Raw genomic sequence first — 24950 nt, 5'->3', positions numbered from 1 at the left:
TCGATCAGCGCACGCAGAACGACGGAACGGTCAATATCGCAGGCCGCAACGGAAACTCCGTCGCAGCACGTGTCCAGGCAGCCTTCTAAAATATACAAACTACAAGAATAGTTCGGAGAGGGAGGCAAAAGCCTCCCGATCAAAAAAGGGCGGGAACCTCAGGGTTCCCGCCCTTTTTTACTTGAACTCAGGCTGACAACTGCATCCCGCCCTCAAGGCTCATAAAAACACTCACATATGTTGCTGGACTGAAGGCTCATGGGACCGTGCGCTCATGACCGTTCATGGGAGTAGCCGTCGCGTCCTCTCCTGACAAAACAGGCGGACAAAGGCTCTCTCCGGTAGGACGAACCTTCAGGCGACGGCCTGAGATCCCTCGTGATGCCCCAGTTCGATGGAGGCGATCACAGCCGGAGCGACATTTCTTTTCTTAAGAGCTTCACGGAGCAGGCAGACAACGCCCTTCACGCAGTTCCCACACTGGGCCCGGCATTTGCGGGCCGCATAAACTTCGACGGGACGTGTCGCGCCTGCGTCAACCGCAGCATGTACATCGTTATCAGTGAGTCCGTTACAGGAACAGATATACATCGACGCGCCTCTAGCGTTGTGTCGATGCAGAGATAACCATGAATGAGAACGCCTCGCAATAGCGGTCTGTCATAACAGATACGACAGACCGCTCCCCGAGGGTGAGACGGCCTTACAGGCTGACGACTGCCCGTTGCCTGACATCGCGACTCGCCTTCTCCCGACGCGCGCGCGGCGCGACCAGCTTGAACATCGGACCAGTCAGTGTGGTCGAAATCACGGCCAGCACCATCAGGGAAGCAAAGGCAAACTCCGACAGCATGCCCTGCGCGTGCAGAATGGTCGCGGCAACGATTTCCATAAGGCCCTTGCACTGGAGCAACGCCCCGACACTGAGAGCCTGGCGTGAACTCAGCCCTGCTGCCGGGGGGTAAAGAAAGACCGCACCGATTTTGGTCACGATCGAGATCACCACGAGAGAAAGCGACGCAAGGACCGATGGCCATGTCAGCGCATCACCGTTGATATGCAGACCGCTGTGGCCGAAAAACAGGGGAGCAAGCCAGATCAGGGAGAACGTGCCCACACGCTCGACCGGCAGGCGGCGCACCCAGCTTGGCGGCATGATGGCGCCCGCGAAATAAGCGCCGATCAGTTCATGGAGTCCGAGCTGCATACTCGCCCATGCTCCGGCCGCCAGATAAATCGGCACGGCTGCCCAGATCACCCACAGCGGCGGATGCTGGATGTTGCGTGAAGCCCAGCTTCCCAGCACCGCCAGCCCCACAAGAAGGGCAACAGCGAGAAACTCCAGCCCGGTCCAGCCATGAAGCGTTGCCGGTCCTTTTTCCAGAAACTGGAGTGTCGCAAGCCCGATCCACAGGGCGGCGTCATCCACAACCGCCAGCTTGAGCGCAAGCTGACCGAGAGGACGCTGAGAAGGCTCAAGCTCCCTCACCACCCCGATCAGCACAGGCAACGCGCTGACGGCGATGCACAACCCAATCGACGCGGCCGCCACCCACGGCGCGGCATGCGGTGCGTGCCAGCCTTTCAGGGGCAGAAAGAATTCGTAAGCAAGAAAAGACCCGACGAGAAAGGGAACGCCAAGCGCAACGGCGGCTCCACCCAGAAGCCGTCCAAGCGGTGGAGCTGGAAAAGAGGAGGGGCCACCCTCCTCACCCGGATGGACCCACATTTCAAGGCCGGCCGTAAAAGCGAGAACAAGAACAGCAACCCAGCCAATATTATTACCATAGACAGATGGTATCCCCACCGTGTCCACAGGAACATGCCAGGCCGCCAGCATCATACCGATAAGAATTGGCAACACGACAATAGGCAATGACTTCCGCATGATCTGCCACAATAGCCATGGCAGCATCACAAAGATTAACGCATCTGCTATCAATGCCGTGATATTTCCCATGCGTAGTCGCTTTCCCTGTTTTTGTTCTGTGGGAATATACACGTCATTATAAGAATTATGCAAATACTGCATACCTCCTTACAAACTTTTCATGACCAAACTCACGACAAATTGGTCAGGACCTGCGCTTGCAATGGAGATTTCCCATCACAGTGAGAAATTTCTCAATTCTTTCAGGAGAAGCAGCAACGCATTCCGGACGCGTCACGCTGGCAGACGTTTGAAGGGTCTGGATAGTGTCGACGCCCTTCGCATGAAAAATGAGAAAGGCCGCCGTTTCGGCGCTGTGCCGCCGATAGGAATAAAACAGCCCCTCTGCTCTCTCTTTCATCAGAAACGAGGGAGCGGAGAGGGAGAGCGGGTCTTATGAAAATGGCACGGGACAGAGTTGTTCACTCTCTCCCGTTCGCCGGGACTATTCTCGACAATAAAAAACCCGACCGTTGCTCACGGTCGGGTCTGAAAACCTGAAAAAACAGCGGCAATCAGAAGGACTGGTCGTCCCCGCCGCCCCAGTCACCACCACCGCCATCGCCGCCGCCCCAGCTATCATTGCCACCAGCATCAAAGCCCGGATCAGCGGAAGTGCCTGCACCCGCGAAAGGATCGGAACCCCCTGCCGCCGCACCGGCCCCATCGCCATAGTAGTTATTGACGACTGTTTCGCCGGGCGCGCCCGCGCCAGCCCCCCAGCCACCGGCCGCATCACCACCCACTCCATGATGATCCGAGAACAGGCCTTCCAGCGCGTTCGCCGCCATCATGCCACCTGCAACACCTGCGGCCGTGGTCAGTGCCGAGCCCAGAAATCCTGAGCCGCCCTGACGGAACATGCCCGGCTGAAACCCGGGAGGCAGCGGCTGCATCTGCGGCTGTTGCGGCTGCTGGGCATATCCCTGCTGGCCACCCCAGCCCGGTGGTGGTGCGGCCTGCGCACGCTGCTGACCGCCACCGAACAGACCACCCAGAAATCCGCCAGAAGAGCCTTTCGACTGCTGGGCCTGCTGCAGAGCCTGCTGTGACTGCTGAAGCTGAAACTGCAGTTCACGAATACGATTCTGCGCTTCGATCAGCCCTGCTTCCTGCACCACCGCCATCTGCGTGATGCGATAACGGGCATCCGGATATTTCTGGAAATTGTCCGCGATGAAGCGGTCCGCTTCGGGGTCGATCGGAGGCAGCGACGGGGTGGTAGCGGGTACACTGCCGAATCCAGCCTGTGGGGCGCCACCGCCCACCCGGGCAATGAATTTCGATATCAGGTCGCGTTCCTGGTCGTTCATGCTGCTTGATCCCTCATGGCCATTCCGATCGGGCCACTTTCTAGATTGGCACAGGAGGCGGAAACCGCAAGCCTGTTACAAAGTCTTCATCTCACGGGATCAGGGCGTTTTTGTGCCTGAACCGTACAATACCGTCAGTTGCGCGGACGCCAGACGATGATGGTTCACCATGAAGCCCACCAGTGCCGGACTGGAGTCCGCCGTCACCTCAAGATGCGGCACGTCGAGCGCCGTGACGGTAAAGACATAGCGATGCACGCGTCCCGGCGGTGGTGCGGCTCCCCCATAACCCGGCGCGCCAAAATCGGTCCGCACCTGCAAAGCGCTGCTCGGCAGTCCCGCTTTCCCCGACCCGGCACCCTCCGGCAGTGACGTCACCTCGGCCGGGATGTTGACGACAACCCAGTGCCACCAGCCCGAGCCGGTCGGGGCATCCGGATCGTACAGCGTGACAACAAAGCTCTTCGTCCCGGCAGGAGCCCCTTCCCATTTCAGCGGCGGTGACAGATTGCCGCCCGTCTGGCCCATGCCGGAATAGACCTGCGCCTGAGGCATGACACTGCCATTGATAAAGGCCGGGCTTGTCACCGTGAACGCCATGGGAAGGCTCCTTATTTCCTGTCCGCTTACCAGTTGAGGCTGATTAGCCAGAACTCCTCGGAGGTGAGCGTCACACCGTCATTCTTCGGCGACTCAGCGGCAGCCTGCGCCAGTGCGGCGATCCGTTCCACCATGATCGTCTTACGCTGATGCGCTTCGGATGTTTCATTGGCCCCCTTCAACACATCGAGGGATGTTTTGGCGGCCTTGGCAACGCGGGGAGCATCAAGCAGCGCGTAAGACATGGGCATTCTCCTGCAGACAAATTGATCTGACGAGGAAAATGGCGCTGTCGGACCAAAGGTTCAAGGGCTGGAGGAATTTCCGGGGCTCTGCGCCGTGAGCAGGAGAGGACCGGAAGCCCTGCCATCACCTGAATTTCAAGAGCCCCAAATGCGGAATGACCGGTCAGGCTGTTCGGGGACCGAACAGAATGAGACCCGCGCCAAGGAGGCAGATCACCGACCCAATGACATCCCACTGATCGGGCCGGATTCCCTCCACTGCCCACGACCAGCAGAAGCTCGCAACAATATAGACGCCGCCATAAATGGCATAAGCCCGTCCCGCATTGTCCGCCGAACTGAATGTCAGCAGCCACGCGAACAGCACCAGCGACAGGCATCCGGGCAGAAGCCACAGGGGTGTCCTGCCCATGCGAAGCCACGCCCAGAAAGAGAAGCATCCCGCGATCTCGACAAAAGCCGCCACAATATAGAGTGCTGCTGTCATCATGACTCTTGATCCCATTTCTGCGCCCGATTTTATGCGTGGGCCCGATTTATGGGCAGCACCGGGAGATTTAAGGGCCTCCTCCCGGAAGGCTCAGACCCTGCCCGGTATGTCACAGCCCCACGAACGGGACTACCTACCAGCCGGGGACCTGTAGGGCGGCGGCCCAGAAGCCAGCATCCTTTCGTACGCACTGCTTCAATCCTCACTGGCGCAAAACGGCCAAATTCCGTAAACGCTGCCCCGCATGGACGACCGCACCGCCGATTTCGACTTTCACCTCCCCGAGACTTCGATCGCGCAGCACCCGGCGCGACCGCGTGAGAGCGCGCGTCTGCTGGATGTGCCCGCCGATCTCGCCGCACCCTTCGTCGACCGCCGGGTATCGGAACTCCCTAACCTGCTGCGACAGGGCGACCTGCTCGTGGCCAACGACACGGCGGTCATCCCGGCGCAGCTTCATGCCCTGCGCGGCGAGGCCAAAATCGGTGTCACGCTGGACCAGCATCAGCATGATGGGTCGTGGAGCGCGCTGATCCGCAATGCCAAACGCCTCAAGCTGGGTGACACGCTGACCTTTCCCGGCACGACCGATACGGCTGAGGTGGCCACACTGGACGGTCACGGCGGGGCCACGCTGCGCTTCAGTGCGGAAGGCGATGCGTTCGACACGTTCCTGCAAACCGCCGGAGCGCTCGCGCTGCCCCCTTATATCGCCCGTCCACAAGGTCCGACCGCCGAGGACCAGAGCGATTACCGCACCATCTTCGCCGAGCATCGCGGGGCAGTCGCCGCTCCCACGGCCGGTCTGCACTTCACGCCTGACCTGCTGCGACGCATTGATGAAGCCGGTGTCGGCCGCGAAACGCTGACGCTGCATGTTGGTGCGGGCACGTTCCTGCCCGTGCGAGCCGAGACCCTGTCCGGGCATCACATGCATGCCGAGCGCGGCATCATCACGCAGGAAACGGCAGACCGGATCAACGCGGTCAAGGCATGTGGTGGCCGTATCGTCGCGGTCGGCACGACCACGTTACGGCTGCTGGAAAGCTCGGTTTCGGAAGATGGGTGCGTGATGCCGTTCGATGGTGACACGTCGATCTTCATCCATCCCGGTTTCCGCTTCCGCGCAGTCGATATGCTGATGACCAACTTCCATCTGCCACGCTCGACGCTCTTCATGCTGGTCTGCGCCTTCGCGGGTAAGGAGCGGATGAAGGCGGCCTACGAGCACGCGGTCCGCGATGGCTATCGCTTCTATTCCTATGGCGATGCCTGCCTGCTGCGCCGTGCGGAAATAGTGTGATGAAACTCTTGCAAACAGCTTCCAAAGGCACCGCCTTTGGCGGGTTAAGGGGAGAGCCCTTACATCATAAGTCAGCGCAGTATTGGGGGTTGGCCCCATGCCCCACCAAAGGCTTGCCTTTGGAAACCGGTTTCAATGCATCGAGGTGCAGGAAGCAGCGTTTCCTGCCGGGGTTTGGGGCAGCGCCCCATACACTTCTCACAGCAAAAGGCACCCACCCATGAGCAGCACGTTCCGCTGGATCTGCGAGTCCACCGACGGTCAGGCCCGCGCAGGTACGCTGCACACGGCACACGGCCCGGTTCAGACACCGACCTTCATGCCCGTCGGCACAGCCGGGACGGTGAAGGCCATGACCATGGACGCCGTGCGTTCGACAGGCGCGGGTATCGTGCTGGGGAATACCTATCACCTGATGCTGCGTCCCGGCGCTGAGAAGGTGAAGCAACTCGGCGGGCTGCATAAATTCATGGACTGGTCCGGCCCGATCCTGACGGACTCGGGCGGCTTTCAGGTCATGTCGCTGGGCGCGCTCCGCAAGCTCGATCAGGACGGGGTGACATTCCAGTCTCATATTGATGGCTCAAAACACCGCCTCGATCCGCAACGCTCGACCGACATCCAGCACGCGCTGGATGCGACCATCACCATGTGCTTCGACGAGTGTCCTGCCCTGCCCGCAGCACCCGAGGCTATCGCGGCCTCCATGCGGATGTCGATGCGCTGGGCGGCTCGCTCCCGCGAGGCCTTCATCCAGCGTGAAGGCTACGGCCAGTTCGGTATCGTGCAGGGTGGCACGGAGCCGGAACTGCGCGCCGAGAGCGTGAAGGCGCTGACCGATATCGGCTTCGAGGGCTACGCTATCGGCGGCCTTGCCGTGGGCGAAGGGCAGGAACTGATGTTCTCGACGCTCGACGTGACAACCCCACTCATGCCGACTGACAAGCCCCGCTACCTGATGGGTGTCGGCACGCCGGATGATCTACTCGGCAGCGTGATGCGTGGTGTGGACATGTTCGACTGCGTGATGCCGACCCGCGCCGGTCGCACCGCCCGCGCGTACACGGAACGTGGCCACATCAACCTGCGCAACGCCCGGTTCGCGCTCGACGCAAGGCCGCTTTCACCGCACTGCGACTGTCTGGCCTGCACGCGGCATTCCCGCGCCTATCTGCATCATCTGTTCCGCGCCAACGAAATCCTCGGGCCGATGCTGCTGACATGGCACAACCTTGCCTACTATCAACGCCTGATGCGCGGTATTCGCGCCGCCATCGTGGACGGCGTGCTGTCCTCGCACGCTCAGCATCTACGCACGGAATGGAACGCTGAAGACTGGAGCGAGGATGAAGTGCCTCAACCGCTGATTCCGCCCGTCGCGTAAAAACAGCTGACCGGGCGATTTTCAGGAAATTACGAATCAGAAAAATTTCTGCTGACCATTGCATGTTTTGATAAATTTAATCGATTTTCTGGCAATATATTGAAATATTTCACGAGGCGATATAGTACCGGAGTCTGCACATCACACCTGATCAAAGGGAAGATTTTTGTCTTTTAACCGGCCAGCTTTTCGTCGCGCGTCGTCATTGGCGCTTCTGATTTCCCTCATGTCCCTGTCAGGATGCGGTTACTACGCCTCCCGCGTGGCCCATAAAGCACAATACAGCATGGTCGGGATGACAGAAGACGACATGCAGGCCTGTGCGGGGCTCCCTGACAAAATGAAAAAGTTCAACGAGCACGTCACCCTTTACGAATATCAGCGGGGCCGGAACATCGGCACGGCGGCGACGTCGACACTCATTCCCGTGCAGTCCGTCCAGAATATCATCAGCAGCATGGGCGGCGGCGACGGCAAGAGCTGTGTGGCGGATTTCCGGGTCGTCGATGGACGAGTGCAGGACGTTTATTACAGCGGCGACAATGACATGCTGATTGGAACAGACGGTGTGTGCGCCACTGTTGTGCGTGGATGCGTGCGGCAGACGGTGCCGTCCGGCAGGCCGCCGAAAGGATGGATCTCCGCGTTCATGGAGCCACAACTCGACCACAAGACGGAGGCCGGTGGCACTCAGGCGAAGGGCAGCGCCACGGCCACATCCGGAACGGAGGCTCCACGCCTTCTCAACACCACGCCGGCCAGCACCAATAATACCAGCGCCTCAGCCCCCGCCAATGCCAGCACCGCGACAATCGCCGCCAAAACCGGACAGTAAAAAGAAAGCCCAACGCTGAACGGGATCAATATGGGATAAGGCTGGCGGCAAGGGAGCATAACAGACCGCTGTGTCACAGCGGTGCGTCGCCAACCCTGCCGGTCAAAGGAAGCCGGGATGCCTCAGTCACTTTCCACCCCCATACACCGGCTGGTCCATCGTCTGGAAACCAAGGCGCGCGACCTTGGATTCGACGCGTTCGGTATTTGTGACGCCAACCTTGGTCCTGACACCGGCGCGCGGCTAAAGGACATGCTGGAGCAGGGCCACCACGGCACGATGGAGTGGATGGCGGATCGCGTGGAAGCCCGCGCCCACCCGCAAGGGCTGTGGCCTGCAGTGCGCAGTGTGATCTCGCTCGGCCTGTCCTATGCGCCGGAAGGCGACCCCCTCGCCACCCTCACCCACGCCGACCGGGGCAATATCTCGGTCTATGCCCGCAACCGCGACTATCACGACGTCATCAAAGGCATGCTCAAGCATCTCGCCCAGTATCTGGTCGCGGAAATCCGCCGCGCCGGACTGGAAGCCGAGGTCAAGGTGTTCGTCGATACCGCGCCGGTGCCGGAAAAGCCGCTCGCCGAACATGCGGGGCTCGGCTGGCAGGGCAAGCACACGAACGTGGTCTCTCGGGACCACGGAAGCTGGCTGCTGCTGGGGGAAATCTACACGACCCTCGATCTGCCCCCGACACCCCACCGGGCAGGACAGTGCGGACGGTGCACGCGCTGTCTGGAGGTCTGCCCGACCAACGCGTTTCCCGCACCCTATCGACTCGATGCGCGCCGTTGCATCTCCTACCTCACGATCGAACATGCCGGACCGATCCCGCATGAATTCCGCGAGGCGATGGGCAATCATATCTATGGTTGTGACGACTGCCTTGCGGCCTGCCCCTGGAACCGCTTTGCGCAGGAATCACGGCACATAAAACTGAAGGCACGGGAGGATCTGGTGGCTCCCGGGCTGGCTGACCTCGCAAAGCTGGATGATGCTGGCTTCCGCACCCTGTTTTCCGGCTCACCGATCAAACGGATCGGACGGAATCGCTTTGTCCGGAACGTACTGATCGCCATCGGTAATTCCGGAGATCTGTCTCTCCGTGGCCTCGCGCAGACATTGCAGAACGATCCTGATCCGGTGGTGGCGGACTCGGCCGCGTGGGCGGTCACCCGGTTGAGTAGAGCTCTCTAGCGGCGCATCATCCGGCTTCGATCCATCAATCGTGTGACGGCGCTCGGCATTCCACGAAATATTTCCCTAAAGAAGCTTGCATGACCGGACATCTTCTCAAACGCAGCCTGATCCTCTCCGGTCACGGAACCAGCGTGGCTCTGGAACCGGAATTCTGGGGCGTGCTGGACAGCATGGCCGCACAGAAGGGCGTCACCATCGGACGGCTTGTGGAGTCGATTGACGAAACGCGCGATCCGGCACGCCCCCTCGCCTCCGCATTGCGCGTGGCGGCGTTAAGGGAAAGCCGGCCCATCCCTGCCGACTGGGGACACGATAAGGTGACCGTGTCGCCCTCAGAAACCGGCTGAAATTCCGGTTTTTTCGAGACCTGCGACTGACCGGTCGCATGCCCCGCAGGGAAAGACGGAACTGGTCATTTTACCGATGCGTCTTAATGAAATGAAAATCCCTTTTAATTTCCCCTCATCCTTTAACCAAAGGGAAACAACTGTTCCTCTAGCGTCCCCTCCCGGACAGATGTCCGATGCAAACAGCATGCCCCCGAGCGAGGAGTCCATGTCACCCAACGTCCTGCGCATGCCGCACTGTCCGGAGGCCAGCCCCCTTCTGATCTCCCATTCCCTGCTTCAACTGGCGGATGTCGTCTGGAAAGCAGGGCTGACCGGAGTGGCCGATGAACTCGTTATGCTCGCCCACACCGCCATTGACCGGGGAGGCGAGGAAGACGAGCCCCATGAGTGCCATGTGGCGGCTGGCCTGTCGGTCATTCACCCGCCGCTCCCGACGCCGGGCAAGGGGCTGAGATCCCTTTGATTCCACTCGGCTAAAATCTGTGTGAAGCTGGAAGGGAGACCTGCAAGCAATAGATTTTGGCCTTGCGGGAAGTGAGTGCTAGACACGACATATGGGTATCTGGGGCAAACTGTTCGGAACCGTGGCAGGCTTCGCGGTCGGCGGACGCATGGGGGCGCTGCTTGGCGCGGCACTCGGGCATGCGGCTGATCGCGGCTCGCTGCTTGAAGCGCCCACAGGCGGATGGAGCGATCGATGGGCTGCGCGCGCCGCGCCGGACCCGAACAGCGCAGCCACCTTCGTGGCCGCCAAGCTGGCCGCCGTCACCGGGCGCAAGGACCAGCTTTACGCCCTGTGCGCCATCATTCTCTCGGCCAAACTCGCCAAATGCGATGCGCCTGTGAACCGGAAGGAAATCGACGCCTTCAAAGCACGGCTGCGCATTCCGCCGGAAAATGCCCCCGAAGTGGGGCGCCTGTTCGACCTCGCCCGTCAGAGAACCGATGATTACGAGCGATTCGCCCAGGAACTGGGGCACGCCTACCGCGATGACCGGCTCATGCTGGAGGAGTTGCTCGGCACGCTGTTCTTCATCGCCCGCGCTGACACACCGAAGAACGAACCGCTGCATCCGGCGGAAATCAAGTTTCTTCAGACAGTGCACAGAGCGTTCGGCCTGAGCCGCGGGGCGTGGGATCGTGCTGAGAGTGGTCGTTCGCGTCCGGCCATGGCCGAAAACGACGCCTATGTCGTGCTGGGCGTTTCCATCGACGCCACCAACGATGAGCTCCGGGCCACATGGCGGACACTCGTGCGGGCCAATCATCCCGACACCCTCACCGCCCGCAATGCCCCCCAGCGGGAAATTGATGAAGCCGTTACCAAGATCGCCAGCATCAACGCGGCATGGGACGTCATCAAGCGGGATCGTCGCCTCTGAGTTTCGGCGCGAAGAGCAATCTTATGTGGTTTTAGAGCCACACCCGAGACAAAGATGACTGCGATTCCAGCAACATCCACAACCCCTGATCACGCCATACGTTAAGTACTCCTGCATGCGATCAGGCATGTCGTCCGGGCGACCTGCGGCAGAAAGCCGCCGTCTGGGACAAGCCAGCTACTCAGGCCCAGCCGATTGCATCCGGGGCGCGACGTGTTAGACAGAACTGCAAACAGACGTTCACATAAGCATAACGCGTTCATCCTGCCGGCAAGTCAGCAGCCCCGGAGGAGGATCGTCGGGGCAACGGAGAGACTGACGGGCATGGGCTCAGAGAAGGACGACCAGCATCTCGAACATTCTTCCGCCGGGAATGCCTGTCGTTCCCTGACGGTTCGCGGGCGGACTTTCCGGACGGGATCACTGGTTCTGGGTGGCCTTGCCCTTGCAGGCTGTTCGTCGATGGTGGCTCCCAAACCAACGGACCCCGAAGCACTGGCTGAATACCAGGAAGCAAACGACAAATATGAACCGCTGAACCGGAAGATGTACGACCTCTCCGTCACGGTCGACAAATACACCACGCGCCCCGTGGCCAAAGCCTATGTCTGGGCCGTGCCCGTGCCCGTTCGCAAGTCACTCGGCAACATGGTCCAGACCATGAACGAGCCCGTGGTGTTCTTCAACGACGTCGGAGCCGGCAAGCCGCGCCGGGCGGGCGATGCCTTCGTACGCTGGTGCATCAACATGGTTGCGGGCGTCGGCGGTTTCATCGATGTCGCGAAATATGCGGGTTACCCCCATCATGACAATGACGGCGGCCTGACGCTGGCGACGTGGGGCATTGCCTCCGGCCCGTATCTGTTCCTCCCCATGATGGGACCGTCCACCTTCCGCGACGGTATCGGCTACGGACTGGATCAGGGACTGTCACCGTGGAACTATGTTCCGCGTGGCTACGGTCTGCTGACATTCAACTGGGCCTATAACATCATGGGTGTCATCAACACGCGGGCCAATCATCTGGACGATCTGGATCAGGTCCAGCGTGACGCTCTCGATCCTTACGCCACCATTCGCAGCGCCTACCAGCAGCAGCGCAAAGCGATGGCCGAGGCCATAAAGAATGACCATCGGGCGACCGTGCCCGACTGGTACAATTGATCCGCCAGAAGAAGATCAAGGGCAGACCATCATGAAGACCCGCCTCACCCGTCGCCTCCTGCTTGGAACCGTCACCACACTCGGACTGATGCTCAGCGTCGCCCAGCCAGCTGCGGCTGCGGAGTCCGCCTCCGCATTCGTTCATCAGCTCGGCGACAGACTGGTCGCGATCGTCAACAGCGATCTGCCTGCCGCCCAGAAGAAAGAGAAGGTTCTTCCCATCCTGCAACAGGATGTGGACGTGGACGCCATCGGCCGCTTCTGCCTTGGACGCTACTGGCGCGTGGCGACTCCGGAGCAGCAGGCTGAATATCTCAAGCTGTTCCATCAGGTTCTGGCCAACGCCATCACCGACAAGCTTGGCGATTACCGCGGCGTCAGCTTCACGATCGGAGGCACGACCCCGAAAGGCGAAGATCAGTCGGTCGACGCCATCCTCCACCGTCCGCAGCAGCCTGACGCCAACATGGAATGGATCGTCAACGAGAGCAGTGGCGCCCCGAAAGTGGTGGATGTCATCGGTGAGGGAGCAAGCCTCCGCCTGACACAACGGCAGGATTATGCCTCCTACATCCAGCGCAACGGTGGACAGGTGTCGACTCTTCTGACGGCCCTGCAGCACCAGATCGAGCGTCACTCAACTGCGACAGGCAACTGAACGCTGTCACAATGCGGTGACGCAATGAAAGGTCTCCCGGCAGCGGGAGGCCTTTTTTATTGGGGTTGTCATCACTCCGAACACAGCGGCGGCGGCTCCCTACTGTCATCGAAAATAGTGCCTCCCATTCCCGAAAAAGGCAGCCCTGCCGCCATTCCACCATTGGTTTCCATCCCCGATGTGCTGCCCGGGCATCGGGAAAAAGGAAGGTGAATTTCCTACGGGCGCATTACAGGAAGCATTCGCACCAACCATATCCCCCAAAATATATTGCACACCTCTCACGGGTGGCAGCCTGGGTCCCATGGCGCTAAGGTCTCGTCAAAGTTCCGTACCGAGACCAGAGAGTACGCCGTGCACCCGATCCTTCTCACGCTCGTCACCTATCTCCCGCTCCTTGGCGGTCTCGCAATCCTGCTCGCCAAGGGCGCTCCGGAGACCGCAGACCGGACGGGTCGCTGGATCGCGCTGTGGACGAGCCTGATCGTTCTCGCGCTGTCCGTTGTCATGTGGGTCGGGTTCGATCCGCAGATCCCCGGGCCGCAGTATGAACAGCAGCTCGCATGGATGCCGAACTTCGGAATCTCGTATCACGTCGGCCTCGATGGAATCAGCCTCGTCTTCGTGCTGCTGACGGCGTTTCTCATGCCGCTGTCCATCGGAGCGGCATGGCGCAGCGTGCAGGGACGCGCCTGCGACTACATGGCAGCGGTGATGTTCCTCGAAACGGCGCTGATGGGCCTGTTCTCGGCGCTCGACCTTGTCGTGTTCTACATGTTCTACGAGGCCACCCTGATCCCCGCGAGCCTGATGATCGGCGTGTGGGGCGGCCCGAAGCGGGTCTGGGCCTCGCTTCAGTTCTTCCTTTTCACGTTCGGTGGTTCGCTCTTCATGCTCGTCGCACTTGTCGCGATGTGGAACATGGCGGGGACGACCGACATCCCAGCACTGATGCAGGGGCACTTCTCCCTCTCCGTCCAGTGCTGGCTGCTGATGGCGTTCGTCATCGCCTTCGGCGTGAAGCTGCCTCTCTTCCCGCTGCATGCGTGGCTGCCCGATGCCTACACCGAGGCTCCGACACCGACGACAGCCCTGCTCTCCGGCATCCTGTCCAAGACCGGCGCTTACGGACTGCTGCGCTTCGGCGTGCTGATGTTCCCTGACGCGGTGCACCGTTTCGCACCCTACATCCTGCCGCTCGGCGTCATCGCCATCATCTATGCCGCGTTCATCGCCTTCGCACAGACCGACATGAAGAAAGTGATCGCCTACTCCTCCTTCTCCCACATGGGGATGATCGCCGTCGGCCTGTTCACCCTCAATGCCGAGGGCGTGGATGGTGCGATCTATCAGATGCTGTCGCATGGCGTGGTCATCGCGGCGCTCTTCTTCTGCGTGGCGGCCATCGCCTGGCGCGCCGAGACCCGCAACATCTCCGCTCTCGGCGGCGTGGCCTTCCGGATGCCCGCGCTGGCCTCACTCGCCATGCTGTTCACCATGGCCAATATCGGCCTGCCCGGCACCGGCTCCTTCGTCGGCGAACTGCTGGTTCTGATGGGCGCGATCCACGTCTCGTTCTGGCTGGCCCTTCTCGCCGGTGCGACGATGATCATGGGAGCGGTCTACATGCTGGCCCTGTATCGCGATGTGCTCTTCGGTTCGGTGAAAGGCACCGTCGGCCTGCTGCGCGACCTCACTCCCGCCGAGATGCTCGTGCTGGTCCCCCTCGCCGCCGTGACCCTCTGGATGGGCGTGCATCCGGCGTCCTTCACCAGCCTGTTCGATCCGGTGGTCGTCCACGCGCTGGGCGCACCCAATCAGGAAGCGCTGAACCATGCCGTGCAGCAGACAGTAGCCTTCGCCCGGTAAAGCAGATGCGCCACACGCGGGGGAGAAGGGAAACCTTCTCCCCTTTTTCTTATGGACCCACCGCTTTCTTTTCAGCTTTTCGACGGTAAAGAGCCGTATGGCTGCCTCAGATTTCGCCCGTGCCCGTGTCGCAACAAGACTCACCTTCTTCGCCAGTGGCTTCGCCCCCGCCGGATGGGCTCCCCTCGTGCCTTACGCCCGCCAGGCGCTGCACGCCGATGACGCCACGATGGGTCTTCTGCTGCTCTGCCTCGGCCTCGGCTCACTCGGGGCCATGCTTCTGACGACACCCCTGAACGCGAAATTCGGCAGCCGTCCCGTCATCATTGCGGGCTGCATTGGCGCCGGCCTCTTCCTCCCCTGCCTCTCGATTGCCCACAGCAATCTGACCCTTGCACTTTCCCTGCTGTGCTTCGGCGCTTCCATAGGCTCTCTCGATGTCACCATGAATGTTCATGCCGCCGAGGTGGAGAAACTGAGCGCCCGAAATCTGATGTCCGGCTTTCACGCGCTTTACAGCATCGGTGGCTTTGCCGGTGCGTCCATGATGACGTTCCTCCTGTCACAGCACATGGGACCACTGAAAAGCGCTCTTGTGTGCGCCGTGATCGTGCTTGTTGCCACGGCTCTCGCCGGACCGGGTCTGTTGCAACAAAAGGGGGCGCATGAGGCCACCCTCTTCGTCATACCGCGCGGAATCGTACGAGTAATCGCCGCACTCACCGCCATCATCTTTCTGGTCGAAGGAGCGGTTCTTGACTGGGGCGCGCTGTTCGCCACCCAGTTTGGGCTGGTGTCCGTCACCATGGGCGGTCTGGGATACACGCTCTTCGCCATCGCCATGACAGCAGGCCGCCTGACGGGCGACAGGGTAACCGCTCATGTGGGGAACATCGCCACGCTGGTCGGCGGGAGTGTCCTCACCATCGCCGGGTTTGCCATTCTTCAAATGGCGCCGTTTGCCATGATGGCCATGTCAGGCTTCGCCCTGATCGGCTTCGGGGCCTCAAATATTGTGCCCGTTCTGATTCGCTGCACCAGCGTCCAGACCGTCATGCCGTCTGGTCTGGCCATCACCGCCGTGACCTCGGTGGGGTATGCCGGAGTTCTGATCGGACCAGCGGGCGTAGGATTCGTCGCCCACGCTCTGGGGCTTCGGATAGCGTTCTGGATACTGGCCGCGCTGATGTTGCTGATCCCGCTGTGTGCACGACGGATCTGTTCGCGCTGACAGAGGCGGGGGCATCTTATTTACTTTTGGCATTCCAAACGACGCGCAAAGGGCTCGCAGGAGAGCAAGCGCATTGGCGGCAGTTGTGTCCAAGCCGATATCGGAATCTTCCCAACCGATATCTGGCACTGAGCGAAGGCTCCGCCCCACAGGAAGCCGCTATTTTTCCAAACGACACTCCCATGTGCATGGCGTGGCACGCCATGTTCCATAAGTCGCTTGCCCGAGGTCGCACGAATAACGCCTTTCCCAGCGCCATCAGGCAAGCAAACTAAGGCAGCCCACCTCGAAGGATAAATCCGGATACTCTCTGAAATGCCAAGCGAGAATGTCGAAAAATCAGTCTTCGATGTGGGCTTTCCCGAAACTCAAAATATAGCGGAAAACGCGCTATGTTTCCCGATACCCCGCCACTCTTGAGTAATATCAGAGGATATCGTGAGGTCGTCTGCATGACGGGCATCAGACGACCTCACCAAAATCAGGCGTTCAGATAAATCGTTTTCGTATCAACGTACGCTTCCAGTCCATGCTGGCCATCCTCACCACCAAGACCGCTCTCTCCATAACCGTGATGGAATCCCTGCGGCTCCTCGCCGCCTTCGCGGTTCACATAGACCTCCCCGAAATTCAGCTCACGTGTCATCCGCAGGATATTGGCAAGATCCTTTGTGAACAGATAAGCCGATAACCCGTAGCGGCAATCGTTGGCACGCTCCAGCGCCTCATCAAAATCACGGACTTTCATCAGAGACAGAACAGGCCCGAACACTTCGTTGCGAGCAATATCCATCTCATGTGTGACACCTGTCAGAAGCGTCGGCGCGTAAAAACTACCCTTGTCATAGAGACCGCCCTTGAGACGATGCCCACCGATTTCCAGTTTCGCCCCCTGTGAAACGGCTTTTTCGACAATGTCATGAACTTTCTTAAGCTCATCCTCACTGACCTTCGGCCCCATATCCGTTTTGGGGTCCATCGGATCACCAACCTTCAGCGCATTGATCCGTTCCCGCAGCTTGTGGGCAAAACGGTCATACACGGCCTCATGCACATAGGTCCGTTCATTACTGGTGCATATCTGCCCGGCATTGCCAAAGCGCGCGATAACCGCTGCTTCGACCGCCTTGTCGAGATCGGCATCCTCCATAACAAGGAAAGGGGCTTTACCGCCAAGCTCCAGCCTGACTTCCTTCAGATGTTCGGCGGCGGCGGCCATGATCTTCTTTCCCGCCGGGGTCGATCCCGTCATGGTGATAAGTCTGGTGTCCGGATGCGCTACGATAGGAACGCCGACTTCCGACCCGTCACCTGTCACGATATTCACCACACCAGACGGAATTTCCGCTTCTTCCACCAGTTTCGCGAGAGCGAGGCCTGCAAGCGGCGTCAGTTCGTGCGGCTTGAGAACGATGGTATTGCCCGCAGCAATCGCCGGAGCGATTTTCCGGACACAAAGCGCCAGCGGGAAGTTCCATGCGGCAATCGCGCCCACCACGCCATGCGGCACGCGATCGATCAGAATCTTCTCACCCGGCCGTTCACCAGGAATGATTTCACCCTGAAGGCGGCGCGTGTTTTCTGCCGCAAAGCGAAGGAGACCTGTAGCGAAATCCACTTCGGCAAGAGCCTCCTTCAGCGGCTTACCCATCTCAGACGTAATGATTTTCGCCAGATTCTGTTTATCCCGCGCCACAAGATCACGCAGTCTGTAAAGGACGTCCGCCCTTTTGGATGCAGGCGTATCGCGCCATGCGGGAAACGCTTTCTTCGCTACCATAACGGCAGATTCGACGTCCTGCTCATCACCGCATGCTGCCTTACCTACGATCTCCCCTGTCGCCGGGTTGCGGATCTCGCTCCATTTTCCGCTGTGAGGTTTTTTCCAGGTACCGCCAATAAAAAGATCGCACTGTGTCTGGCTGGTCATGAATGAATCCTTGCCTCTGAAATATCGCAAAGTCGGCAGAAGCCGATGGAATGCGGTGGCCGCAGACCACACATCCCCATCCGCACATCACCTTACTGAGGAGAGTCTCCTTCCCGCCGGAAACGAAACCCCTCTCTCATGACAAGGACGACTGCATCTGCTCGACCCCCCGTAGCATCCTGCAGCGATGCACGGACATCTTCTTCCCTAACTCGCCCAGTCTCTTATCGTTCCCTGCCTGACTCAACAGAGCTGTGAACAGCACATCAAAATATCAATTTTTCGGGCAAAAACAGGTCAGCCTCTGAACAGCTCAGCATAGCAATCAGGCTTGAATCCAACCTGTATTCCTAATGATGTTTCCAATACAGGTCGGCGAATCATGGAAGGGTTGGACAACATGAGAGCTATTGCCTTCTCTTGTGTCAGATCAGCCTTGTCTTCATCGGGAAGCTTGCGGAATGTCGTGCCGGATCGATTGATCAGAGCCTCCCAGCCCACGACCTTCACCCACTCGAGCAGACGCCCACGATCTGCACCTTCCTTCTTGTAATCGTGAAATATGTAAGCAACATCATGCGCATCCAGCCACGCCATGGCTTTCTTCATCGTATCGCACGACTTGATTCCGTAAATTGCAACAACCATCAGAGAGGCTCCGAAAAAACAGGGCAATAGCGTTCGCCCCTTCTCAAACAAAGCAGGCTTATAGCGCATTCCAGCTGGTGGCACAGAAAATCAGGGATTTATGTCGCCTTCAGGATCAATAAAAAAGACAGGAAGGTTGAATACGTCCTCCTGAAGCGCCTCATCAATACGATCGCAAGCAGACAGCGCTTCCCCAATACTCACATCCATATCCAGATACCGGTAGGTTCCAAGACGCCCCAGAAAAGAAACCCCTCTCTCTTTATGAGCCAGCGCTTGATATGTCGCGAGAAGCCGCTTCTCGCTGGTCAGACGGATGGGATAGTAAGGTGCATCCCCTTTTCCTGCCTCGCGGCTATACTCTCGAAAACAGACTGTTTTTTCAAAATGGTCCTGTTCCCAAGGCATGAAATATTTGTGCTCGGAGATGCGGGTAAAAGGAATGTCCTTGTCGCAGTAATTGATGACTCCCGTTCCCTGATAGTCTCCCGGCACGACAAATCGTTCGAACTCAACAGTCCGGTAGGCCAGACGCCCTGGACGGAAATCAAAATAGCGATCGATCGGTCCCGTATAGAAAACATGCGTAAAATCATTATCAATCTGCTCGAAAGAGCATGATAAACGCAGATCAATCCGTGAGTGATTCAGGATGTTTTCAATGAGAGCCGTATAGCCGTTTACCGGCATTCCCTGATAGGGAGAATGGAAATAATTGTCGTCATAATCAAAACGAAGAGGAAGACGCCTGAAAACAGATGCAGGCAGTGAGGAAGGTTCGCGTCCCCACTGCTTACGGGTATATCCATGAAAAAATGCGCGATAAAGCTCAGACCCTATGGAGCGCAAAGCCTGCTCTTCGAACGATTTCGGATTTATAATGGATGTGTCTGTTTTTCTTTCGATAAATGTGCGTGCTTCTTCTGGTCCCATAGCAGTACCGAAAAACTGGTTGATGGTCAGAAGATTGATGGGAAGAGAAAACACTCTCCCTTGCGCAATGGCTTTCACGCGATTGATATAGGGACTGAATGTTCCAAAACGTTGGACGTAGTCCCACACACGTAAATTCGCTGTATGGAAGATGTGCGGTCCATACCGGTGCACCATGACTCCCGTTTCCGGATCACGTTCCGTATAGCAGTTTCCAGCGGGATGAGGACGCTCATCAACAACCGTGACACGGTATCCACGATCCGCAAGATGCCGAGCGAGAACAGATCCGGTAAATCCGCTTCCCACAACACAGAATGTCATGAATTTTGTATCTGTTTTCATGTGTGAAGCTTCAGATCCCTGATCTTTCAGATACCTCCGATGAATTCGTGCATTCGGCATGAAATGCCTGACATTTCTCCCTGAGCTTCCGATTTTCCACCGTGAGTTGGGAAATCAGGAAATCCTTGGTGCTATGACGAACAAACCGTTCATAGGCTGGAGCTGCGGCTCCATAACCGTTCCACTCCCCTCCACAGAGGGGGTCCAGTAATAATGCATCAAAGCCGCCAGGAATCCCGCCACTCGCTTCCGGGCAGGAATATCCGAAAAGAATATAGTCTCGTTTATAAAATCGCAGGAGAGCGGAAAGAATTTTCTCCTGAAAAGCAGGATTTCCCGACTTTTTTTCTGAACGCGGCATCGGAGGAAGTTCGTCGACAGCATTGAAAAATTCCTGACTCATTCCGCAAATCATGCCTACAGCACGAAGATCTTCTGGCAAGGATTCCGTTCTGACAATAAAATCGGCACGCCTCTTGTTTCCTGTATGGGTAAACCTGTTTTGAGGAATAAAATGAATGTAGCGTGGATCATGAGAAATTCGAACTTCATCGAGTTCATCCAGAACCTGCAGGACGTCGCGTTTTCTGTGCTGCCGCATGTGTTCTGCCAGAGAACTCATGAAACGCGGCAATGGATCACGTACAACAGCAATGATCGTGTAATTCTCTATGTAATCCCATAGTTTTGTCTGACGGAGCACATCCAGCGGAACGTGTGCCTGATCCACCCATTCCCCCGTCGCCCGCAGCCATGTCCAGTCCCACCACGGACCTTCCGATGCAATAGACGAAAAAGCTTGCCTGAGAGCCTTCCCCCCACATTTCGGCGTATGGAGAATGATAGTTTTTTCGTCTTCCAGAACAATCATTCCGAACTCCCGCAAAGCCATTCACACGCAGACAAACTGCCGCTCATCTCATGAATTGATGATCGTCGATATTGAACTCTCATTTTTGGAAATACACAGAGAAGGAAAACAACAAAATGAATCTGTTTTTTCGTAATGATGACACATCACCTGATCCAGCGATGTATTATGCAGTGTATCGTTCGTTCGGTAATACCAGTATTTCTCATTCTTCAGGGGAAGACAGAGATCGAGAAAACGCTCAGCACCTTGTGGTGAAATCGCATAACCGCAAATCCCCAGAGCTTTCAGCAACCTGAATGATGCTGTATTCACTGGCATATTTCTGTAGCGCCCTACTCCTAGACGCATAAGTGTCTGATTAAAGGTCGCCACACAATAGGAGACTCCCGGCAGAACATCGAAGACGAGATTTACGTCGTAGTTATATCCCCACAAAATAATGTCCCAGTTTTCCCCAAGAGACTGCACGGCACGGTTCGATTCTTCCTCAAAATTTTTACAGAGAATGGCATCATCTTCAAAAATCGATATTGGTTCACGTGTTTCCGCAACAGCATTCCACAACAGAATGTGAGACATCGCGGAGCCCACCGCACCACGACTGTAATCCAGACCGGGCGTAATGATACCCTTCGACAACAGCTCTGACTGGTCAAGAGAATGACCGTCGACAGCACTGAACCGTCCGATATCCGCGACATGCGCGTTCATCTGGCGGAAACTGTCGTATCGCTCCACATCACAGTCACGATTGATCACGATGGACTTCATTCAACGCAGAACCCGTACAATATCTTTGGATTGCAGTGGTATCTGGAGGAATTAAAGACAAAACTAAAAGATGATGAGGGTTACATTAAATTTCATATAGTCACAAAGAGATGATTTTCTATTGCAGCATCAGCAGGGCGTTTAAGAACTGCAAAGCACAACCTGCACAGGACGCCCACAGCAGGCAGAAATCCCACTCATAAGAGCGCTTTACAGACATGCCTCGGAGAAGTGGCTGGCTTTCCGTGAAGTTTCCACAGACGCCCCCTCTCCTGCTGCATAAGGCCTCAAGGCAAGACATCTCTTTCCGCCGAATGCAGAACTGAAACCTCTTTCGTTTCCAGTCTGTAGTCCTGTCATATCCATAAAAAAAGGAGGGCACATGGCCCTCCTTTTCTCCAGCAGTATCTGGAAGGATCAGAGACCGGCAGGAACCTTGCCGCCGTTCTCAGCCAGCTTCTGACGTACTTCCTTGATCAGCCACACGTTCATCGTGGCCGTATCGTTCTGGTCACCGGTATAATGCAATTCCGTCGCCAGCTGCTTGCGGGCATCAAGGGAGCTGTCCAGACCGAGAAGCTTCAGAAGATCGACAATGGACTGCTGCCAGTTCAGCTGCTGGCCGGACTTCGCCGCCAGCGCGGTCAGGACAGCGTCCACATCCACAGGAGCGGCGGGCGCAGCCGTCGCACCGGCGACCGGGGCAGCACCCGGAGCGACCGTGCCGGACGTGGCAGCAGCCGCATCAGGTGTCGCAGCTTCTGCATGGCCGAAAATGGCGGAAACAATCTTACCGAAAATGCTCATGAGAGAACTCCCTCTCTGGGTTGCAGATCACGCAGATGCAGCATTCCCCATTTTCCAATGGGGAATGCTGCACGCCAATCAGTACCGGTATTCTTCGTGCTTGAAGGGACCGTTGACCGGCACATCGATATAATCGGCCTGCGCCTGGCTTAGTTTCGAAAGATGCGCCCCAACTTTGGCCAAATGAAGGGCAGCAACCTTTTCGTCGAGCTTCTTGGGCAGCGTGTAGACTTTCGCCTCATACTGGCCCGGCTTCGCCGTCCACAGCTCGATCTGGGCGAGCGTCTGGTTGGTGAAGGACGCCGACATCACGAAGGACGGGTGACCTGTAGCGTTGCCTAGGTTTACCAGACGGCCTTCGGACAGCAGGATCAGGCTCTTGCCGTCGGAGAAGATGACCTCGTCCACCTGCGGCTTGATGTTGTCCCACTTGAAGTTGCGCAGTGCAGCGACCTGAATCTCGGAATCAAAGTGACCGATATTGCAGACGATGGCACGGTGCTTCATCTCGCGCATGTGCTCGAGACGGATCACGCCTTCGTTGCCCGTTGCCGTCACGAAGATGTCGCCACGCGGAGCGGCGTCTTCCATCGTCACGACCTCGTAGCCTTCCATCGCCGCCTGCAGGGCGCAGATCGGGTCGATTTCGGTCACGAGCACGCGGCAGCCAGCGTTACGCAGGGAAGCGGCAGAGCCCTTGCCCACATCGCCATAACCGGCAACCACGGCAACCTTGCCAGCCATCATCACATCGGTGCCGCGACGGATCGCGTCAACGAGGCTCTCACGGCAGCCATAGAGGTTGTCGAACTTGGACTTGGTCACGCTGTCGTTGACGTTGATCGCCGGAACCTTGAGCGTGCCTTCCTTCTGCATCTTCCACAGACGATGCACACCGGTCGTCGTCTCTTCCGACAGACCGCGCACGTCAGCCAGCAGTTCCGGGAACTTGTCGTGCATCATGACGGTCAGGTCACCGCCGTCATCAAGGATCATGTTCGGCGTCCAGCCGTCCGGTCCCTTGATGGTCTGCTCGATGCACCAGTCGAACTCTTCGTCGTCCAGGCCTTTCCAGGCGAAGACGGGGATGTTCGCGGCAGCGATCGCAGCAGCAGCATGATCCTGCGTGGAGAAAATGTTGCAGGACGACCAGCGGACAGTCGCGCCGAGAGCGGTCAGCGTCTCGATCAGCACGGCGGTCTGGATCGTCATGTGCAGGCAGCCAGCGATACGGGCACCCTTCAGCGGCTGGCTGGCGCCATACTCCTCACGAAGCGCCATCAGGCCGGGCATTTCGTCCTCGGCCAGAGAAATTTCCTTGCGGCCCCAGGCAGCGAGGGAAATGTCCTTGACCTTGTAATCAGTGAATTCTGCGCTCATCACACGTCCTGTTCAAATGGGAAAGCTGGCTTCCTATACAGGTTGAGCGCCTCTCATGCCACCCGAACCGCACAGAACCCGTGGATTGGCAGTTGCGTAAGGGCGACGGATTCTCGACATTAACGGCATGTGGAACGAGCCCTACCTTGAGACCTGCTGCCGTTCGGCGCTCCATCGCCTGAAACTCTCCGGCCAGAACGGGCGCCCGCGTGGCCTGAAGGACGATCCCTGCCTTGAGCGGCTTGCCAGAAAGGGATTCGCCTGTGTTGGTGAGGACGAACGCTTTCATATCACCCCCAATGGCGAGGAACGTCACCGTTCCGAAGTGCTGGAACGGCATCGATGAACGGCAACGGCAGGTCTGTCCTGTCCCGCGCACAGGTCACACCGGCCTCGATCTGGACTGCGATCGACCGGATCGCACTGGAAAAGGGCTTTTCCCCTTCGGGACTCGCCCGCGCCGCCGGTCTCGATCCGACGGCCCTCAACCCCTCGAAACGCCATGCGCCAGACGGAAGAACCCGCCTGCCACGCATGGAAACGATTATGGCCCTGCTGGGGACCGCTGACATGTCCCTCGTGGAGTTCTCGGTTCTGCTGGAAGGCGACAGAGAAACGGAAACGCAGGAAACATCCCCGGCTGCCGCACGCCTGCGTTTCGCCCCGCTTTCACGCCTCGGATCGGACAGTCTCTTTGACACCGCCCACTTGCCTGTGTCGCACCTCTGGGCCGAAGTCGCGTCGCCTTTTGTCGATACCGGACCGTATGACTACGCGATCCGTCTTGATACAGCGGCCTATGAGCCTGTTTTCCGACGGGGGAGCCTGCTTCTGGCCAGCCCTGACAGCATGATCCGGGAGCAGGACCGCATCGTGCTGTGCGGCCCCGCTCCACTTCTGGGCATCGTACAGCAGTGGGCCGAGACGGAGTGCCGCGTGCAACCACTGGGTGGAGGCGCAGAGGTTGTCCTTCCCGCACCGGAAGCGCTGGAGCATCCGGTTCACAGGGTCACGGCAGGAACGCTGTAGGCGCTGTGCTCCGAAAGGCGGCTTTCTGGCTCTCCTGAGCAGACCTTATGGGGCTTTCCCGCGCGGGACATAAAGGTTCGCCTGCGACGTGATCCAGTTTCACGAAAAGAGAGAGCGTTGCTGGCGGCCGGATGGCCTTATCTCAGACTGCATGAATATGGCTGTTATCAAGAAAGATCAGGCTCTGCCCGCCCCCGGAAGGGACCGCAGGCCCCTTCACCCCGATCTGTTGATTTACAAAGGATTCGCGACTTTTGGGGCGTGTTCGGGACGAAATTCGGC

The 24950-nt window shown here is 58.3% G+C and carries 26 protein-coding genes; 13 read left to right on the top strand and 13 right to left on the bottom strand.

Features of this window, described 5'->3' with window-relative positions; genetic code table 11:
* Positions 1–354 precede the first annotated feature (354 nt).
* The 6 genes from GOB81_RS11085 to GOB81_RS11060 all read right to left on the bottom strand — a co-directional run bounded on the left by GOB81_RS11085 (position 355) and on the right by GOB81_RS11060 (position 4578).
* A complete protein-coding gene (locus tag GOB81_RS11085) occupies positions 355–591 on the bottom strand; it encodes a (2Fe-2S)-binding protein (RefSeq protein WP_173570474.1) in 237 nt (78 codons plus the stop codon).
* Between the two features lie 112 nt (positions 592–703).
* Positions 704–1960, bottom strand: coding sequence for a cation:proton antiporter (locus GOB81_RS11080; protein WP_173570473.1), 1257 nt, complete (start codon positions 1958–1960; stop codon positions 704–706).
* A gap of 485 nt (positions 1961–2445) precedes the next feature.
* Positions 2446–3243 carry a DUF2076 domain-containing protein gene (locus tag GOB81_RS11075; protein WP_173570472.1) on the bottom strand — a complete coding sequence of 266 codons (798 nt, stop codon included), beginning with the start codon at positions 3241–3243 and terminating at the stop codon, positions 2446–2448.
* Positions 3244–3342: 99 nt separating this feature from the next.
* Positions 3343–3843 (bottom strand): kinase inhibitor, encoded by a 501-nt coding sequence (locus GOB81_RS11070; protein ID WP_173570471.1) that lies wholly within the window; start codon positions 3841–3843, stop codon positions 3343–3345.
* 26 nt (positions 3844–3869) lie between these two features.
* Positions 3870–4088 carry a hypothetical protein gene (locus GOB81_RS11065; protein WP_173570470.1) on the bottom strand — a complete coding sequence of 73 codons (219 nt, stop codon included), beginning with the start codon at positions 4086–4088 and terminating at the stop codon, positions 3870–3872.
* A gap of 163 nt (positions 4089–4251) precedes the next feature.
* Complete coding sequence (locus tag GOB81_RS11060; RefSeq protein WP_173570469.1) at positions 4252–4578, bottom strand: YnfA family protein; 327 nt, start codon at positions 4576–4578, stop codon at positions 4252–4254.
* A 244-nt stretch (positions 4579–4822) separates the two neighbouring features.
* Here GOB81_RS11060 and queA point away from each other — a divergent pair, with 244 nt between their 5' ends.
* From queA to GOB81_RS11005, 11 genes are all read left to right on the top strand, one after another.
* Entirely contained in the window at positions 4823–5881 is a 1059-nt protein-coding gene (gene queA, locus GOB81_RS11055; RefSeq protein WP_173570468.1) for a tRNA preQ1(34) S-adenosylmethionine ribosyltransferase-isomerase QueA, read from the top strand.
* Between the two features lie 220 nt (positions 5882–6101).
* Positions 6102–7265, top strand: coding sequence for a tRNA guanosine(34) transglycosylase Tgt (gene tgt / locus GOB81_RS11050; protein WP_173570467.1), 1164 nt, complete (start codon positions 6102–6104; stop codon positions 7263–7265).
* 226 nt (positions 7266–7491) lie between these two features.
* Positions 7492–8100, top strand: coding sequence for a hypothetical protein (locus GOB81_RS11045; protein ID WP_173570466.1), 609 nt, complete (start codon positions 7492–7494; stop codon positions 8098–8100).
* Positions 8101–8217: 117 nt separating this feature from the next.
* A complete protein-coding gene (gene queG, locus GOB81_RS11040; RefSeq protein WP_173570465.1) occupies positions 8218–9294 on the top strand; it encodes a tRNA epoxyqueuosine(34) reductase QueG in 1077 nt (358 codons plus the stop codon).
* An 80-nt stretch (positions 9295–9374) separates the two neighbouring features.
* Entirely contained in the window at positions 9375–9644 is a 270-nt protein-coding gene (locus GOB81_RS11035; RefSeq protein ID WP_173570464.1) for a ribbon-helix-helix domain-containing protein, read from the top strand.
* 208 nt (positions 9645–9852) lie between these two features.
* Positions 9853–10110 (top strand): hypothetical protein, encoded by a 258-nt coding sequence (locus GOB81_RS11030; RefSeq protein ID WP_173570463.1) that lies wholly within the window; start codon positions 9853–9855, stop codon positions 10108–10110.
* Positions 10111–10201: 91 nt separating this feature from the next.
* Positions 10202–11029, top strand: a complete 828-nt coding sequence (locus tag GOB81_RS11025) for a TerB family tellurite resistance protein (RefSeq protein WP_173570462.1) — start codon at positions 10202–10204, stop codon at positions 11027–11029.
* 324 nt (positions 11030–11353) lie between these two features.
* Positions 11354–12193, top strand: coding sequence for an MlaA family lipoprotein (locus GOB81_RS11020; protein ID WP_408736926.1), 840 nt, complete (start codon positions 11354–11356; stop codon positions 12191–12193).
* A gap of 31 nt (positions 12194–12224) precedes the next feature.
* Positions 12225–12851, top strand: a complete 627-nt coding sequence (locus GOB81_RS11015; RefSeq protein ID WP_173570461.1) for an MlaC/ttg2D family ABC transporter substrate-binding protein — start codon at positions 12225–12227, stop codon at positions 12849–12851.
* A gap of 354 nt (positions 12852–13205) precedes the next feature.
* Positions 13206–14720, top strand: a complete 1515-nt coding sequence (locus GOB81_RS11010) for an NADH-quinone oxidoreductase subunit M (RefSeq protein ID WP_173570460.1) — start codon at positions 13206–13208, stop codon at positions 14718–14720.
* 97 nt (positions 14721–14817) lie between these two features.
* Entirely contained in the window at positions 14818–15951 is a 1134-nt protein-coding gene (locus GOB81_RS11005; RefSeq protein ID WP_173570459.1) for an MFS transporter, read from the top strand.
* Between the two features lie 481 nt (positions 15952–16432).
* Here GOB81_RS11005 and aldA read toward each other — a convergent pair whose 3' ends face one another.
* The 7 genes from aldA to ahcY form a co-directional block, all read right to left on the bottom strand.
* A complete protein-coding gene (aldA, locus tag GOB81_RS11000; protein ID WP_173570458.1) occupies positions 16433–17881 on the bottom strand; it encodes an aldehyde dehydrogenase in 1449 nt (482 codons plus the stop codon).
* 297 nt (positions 17882–18178) lie between these two features.
* Positions 18179–18529, bottom strand: coding sequence for an arsenate reductase (locus GOB81_RS10995; RefSeq protein ID WP_173570457.1), 351 nt, complete (start codon positions 18527–18529; stop codon positions 18179–18181).
* A gap of 90 nt (positions 18530–18619) precedes the next feature.
* Positions 18620–19786 carry an FAD-dependent oxidoreductase gene (locus tag GOB81_RS10990; protein WP_173570493.1) on the bottom strand — a complete coding sequence of 389 codons (1167 nt, stop codon included), beginning with the start codon at positions 19784–19786 and terminating at the stop codon, positions 18620–18622.
* A gap of 31 nt (positions 19787–19817) precedes the next feature.
* Positions 19818–20678 (bottom strand): sulfotransferase family 2 domain-containing protein, encoded by an 861-nt coding sequence (locus GOB81_RS10985; RefSeq protein WP_173570456.1) that lies wholly within the window; start codon positions 20676–20678, stop codon positions 19818–19820.
* A 48-nt stretch (positions 20679–20726) separates the two neighbouring features.
* Positions 20727–21440 carry a glycosyltransferase family 25 protein gene (locus GOB81_RS10980; protein WP_338421354.1) on the bottom strand — a complete coding sequence of 238 codons (714 nt, stop codon included), beginning with the start codon at positions 21438–21440 and terminating at the stop codon, positions 20727–20729.
* A 429-nt stretch (positions 21441–21869) separates the two neighbouring features.
* Positions 21870–22259: a DUF3597 domain-containing protein gene (locus tag GOB81_RS10975; RefSeq protein WP_173570454.1), complete on the bottom strand. Its 390-nt coding sequence runs from the start codon at positions 22257–22259 to the stop codon at positions 21870–21872.
* A gap of 78 nt (positions 22260–22337) precedes the next feature.
* Complete coding sequence (gene ahcY / locus GOB81_RS10970) at positions 22338–23639, bottom strand: adenosylhomocysteinase (RefSeq protein ID WP_173570453.1); 1302 nt, start codon at positions 23637–23639, stop codon at positions 22338–22340.
* 127 nt (positions 23640–23766) lie between these two features.
* Here ahcY and GOB81_RS10965 point away from each other — a divergent pair, with 127 nt between their 5' ends.
* Both GOB81_RS10965 and GOB81_RS10960 read left to right on the top strand, forming a co-directional pair.
* Entirely contained in the window at positions 23767–23985 is a 219-nt protein-coding gene (locus GOB81_RS10965; protein ID WP_173570452.1) for a hypothetical protein, read from the top strand.
* Positions 23982–24668, top strand: coding sequence for a helix-turn-helix transcriptional regulator (locus GOB81_RS10960; RefSeq protein WP_173570451.1), 687 nt, complete (start codon positions 23982–23984; stop codon positions 24666–24668). The genes GOB81_RS10965 and GOB81_RS10960 overlap by 4 nt, the downstream gene beginning before the upstream one ends.
* Positions 24669–24950 lie beyond the last annotated feature (282 nt).

Origin of the sequence: Acetobacter conturbans, assembly GCF_011516755.1 — a bacterium.
Lineage (GTDB): Bacteria > Pseudomonadota > Alphaproteobacteria > Acetobacterales > Acetobacteraceae > Acetobacter > Acetobacter conturbans.
This window is presented reverse-complemented; position numbering and strand designations above follow the sequence as displayed.

Excerpts from the sequence above, each read along its gene's own strand:
- GOB81_RS11085 (WP_173570474.1), bottom strand. The coding sequence starts at position 591 with ATGTATATCTGTTCCTGTAACGGACTCACTGATAACGATGTACATGCT.
- GOB81_RS11080 (WP_173570473.1), bottom strand. The coding sequence starts at position 1,960 with ATGGGAAATATCACGGCATTGATAGCAGATGCGTTAATCTTTGTGATG.
- GOB81_RS11075 (WP_173570472.1), bottom strand. The coding sequence starts at position 3,243 with ATGAACGACCAGGAACGCGACCTGATATCGAAATTCATTGCCCGGGTG.
- GOB81_RS11070 (WP_173570471.1), bottom strand. The coding sequence starts at position 3,843 with ATGGCGTTCACGGTGACAAGCCCGGCCTTTATCAATGGCAGTGTCATG.
- GOB81_RS11065 (WP_173570470.1), bottom strand. The coding sequence starts at position 4,088 with ATGTCTTACGCGCTGCTTGATGCTCCCCGCGTTGCCAAGGCCGCCAAA.
- GOB81_RS11060 (WP_173570469.1), bottom strand. The coding sequence starts at position 4,578 with ATGATGACAGCAGCACTCTATATTGTGGCGGCTTTTGTCGAGATCGCG.
- queA (WP_173570468.1), top strand. The coding sequence starts at position 4,823 with ATGGACGACCGCACCGCCGATTTCGACTTTCACCTCCCCGAGACTTCG.
- tgt (WP_173570467.1), top strand. The coding sequence starts at position 6,102 with ATGAGCAGCACGTTCCGCTGGATCTGCGAGTCCACCGACGGTCAGGCC.
- GOB81_RS11045 (WP_173570466.1), top strand. The coding sequence starts at position 7,492 with ATGTCCCTGTCAGGATGCGGTTACTACGCCTCCCGCGTGGCCCATAAA.
- queG (WP_173570465.1), top strand. The coding sequence starts at position 8,218 with ATGCCTCAGTCACTTTCCACCCCCATACACCGGCTGGTCCATCGTCTG.
- GOB81_RS11035 (WP_173570464.1), top strand. The coding sequence starts at position 9,375 with ATGACCGGACATCTTCTCAAACGCAGCCTGATCCTCTCCGGTCACGGA.
- GOB81_RS11030 (WP_173570463.1), top strand. The coding sequence starts at position 9,853 with ATGTCACCCAACGTCCTGCGCATGCCGCACTGTCCGGAGGCCAGCCCC.
- GOB81_RS11025 (WP_173570462.1), top strand. The coding sequence starts at position 10,202 with ATGGGTATCTGGGGCAAACTGTTCGGAACCGTGGCAGGCTTCGCGGTC.
- GOB81_RS11020 (WP_408736926.1), top strand. The coding sequence starts at position 11,354 with ATGGGCTCAGAGAAGGACGACCAGCATCTCGAACATTCTTCCGCCGGG.
- GOB81_RS11015 (WP_173570461.1), top strand. The coding sequence starts at position 12,225 with ATGAAGACCCGCCTCACCCGTCGCCTCCTGCTTGGAACCGTCACCACA.
- GOB81_RS11005 (WP_173570459.1), top strand. The coding sequence starts at position 14,818 with ATGGCTGCCTCAGATTTCGCCCGTGCCCGTGTCGCAACAAGACTCACC.
- aldA (WP_173570458.1), bottom strand. The coding sequence starts at position 17,881 with ATGACCAGCCAGACACAGTGCGATCTTTTTATTGGCGGTACCTGGAAA.
- GOB81_RS10995 (WP_173570457.1), bottom strand. The coding sequence starts at position 18,529 with ATGGTTGTTGCAATTTACGGAATCAAGTCGTGCGATACGATGAAGAAA.
- GOB81_RS10990 (WP_173570493.1), bottom strand. The coding sequence starts at position 19,786 with ATGACATTCTGTGTTGTGGGAAGCGGATTTACCGGATCTGTTCTCGCT.
- GOB81_RS10985 (WP_173570456.1), bottom strand. The coding sequence starts at position 20,678 with ATGATTGTTCTGGAAGACGAAAAAACTATCATTCTCCATACGCCGAAA.
- GOB81_RS10975 (WP_173570454.1), bottom strand. The coding sequence starts at position 22,259 with ATGAGCATTTTCGGTAAGATTGTTTCCGCCATTTTCGGCCATGCAGAA.
- ahcY (WP_173570453.1), bottom strand. The coding sequence starts at position 23,639 with ATGAGCGCAGAATTCACTGATTACAAGGTCAAGGACATTTCCCTCGCT.
- GOB81_RS10965 (WP_173570452.1), top strand. The coding sequence starts at position 23,767 with ATGTGGAACGAGCCCTACCTTGAGACCTGCTGCCGTTCGGCGCTCCAT.
- GOB81_RS10960 (WP_173570451.1), top strand. The coding sequence starts at position 23,982 with ATGAACGGCAACGGCAGGTCTGTCCTGTCCCGCGCACAGGTCACACCG.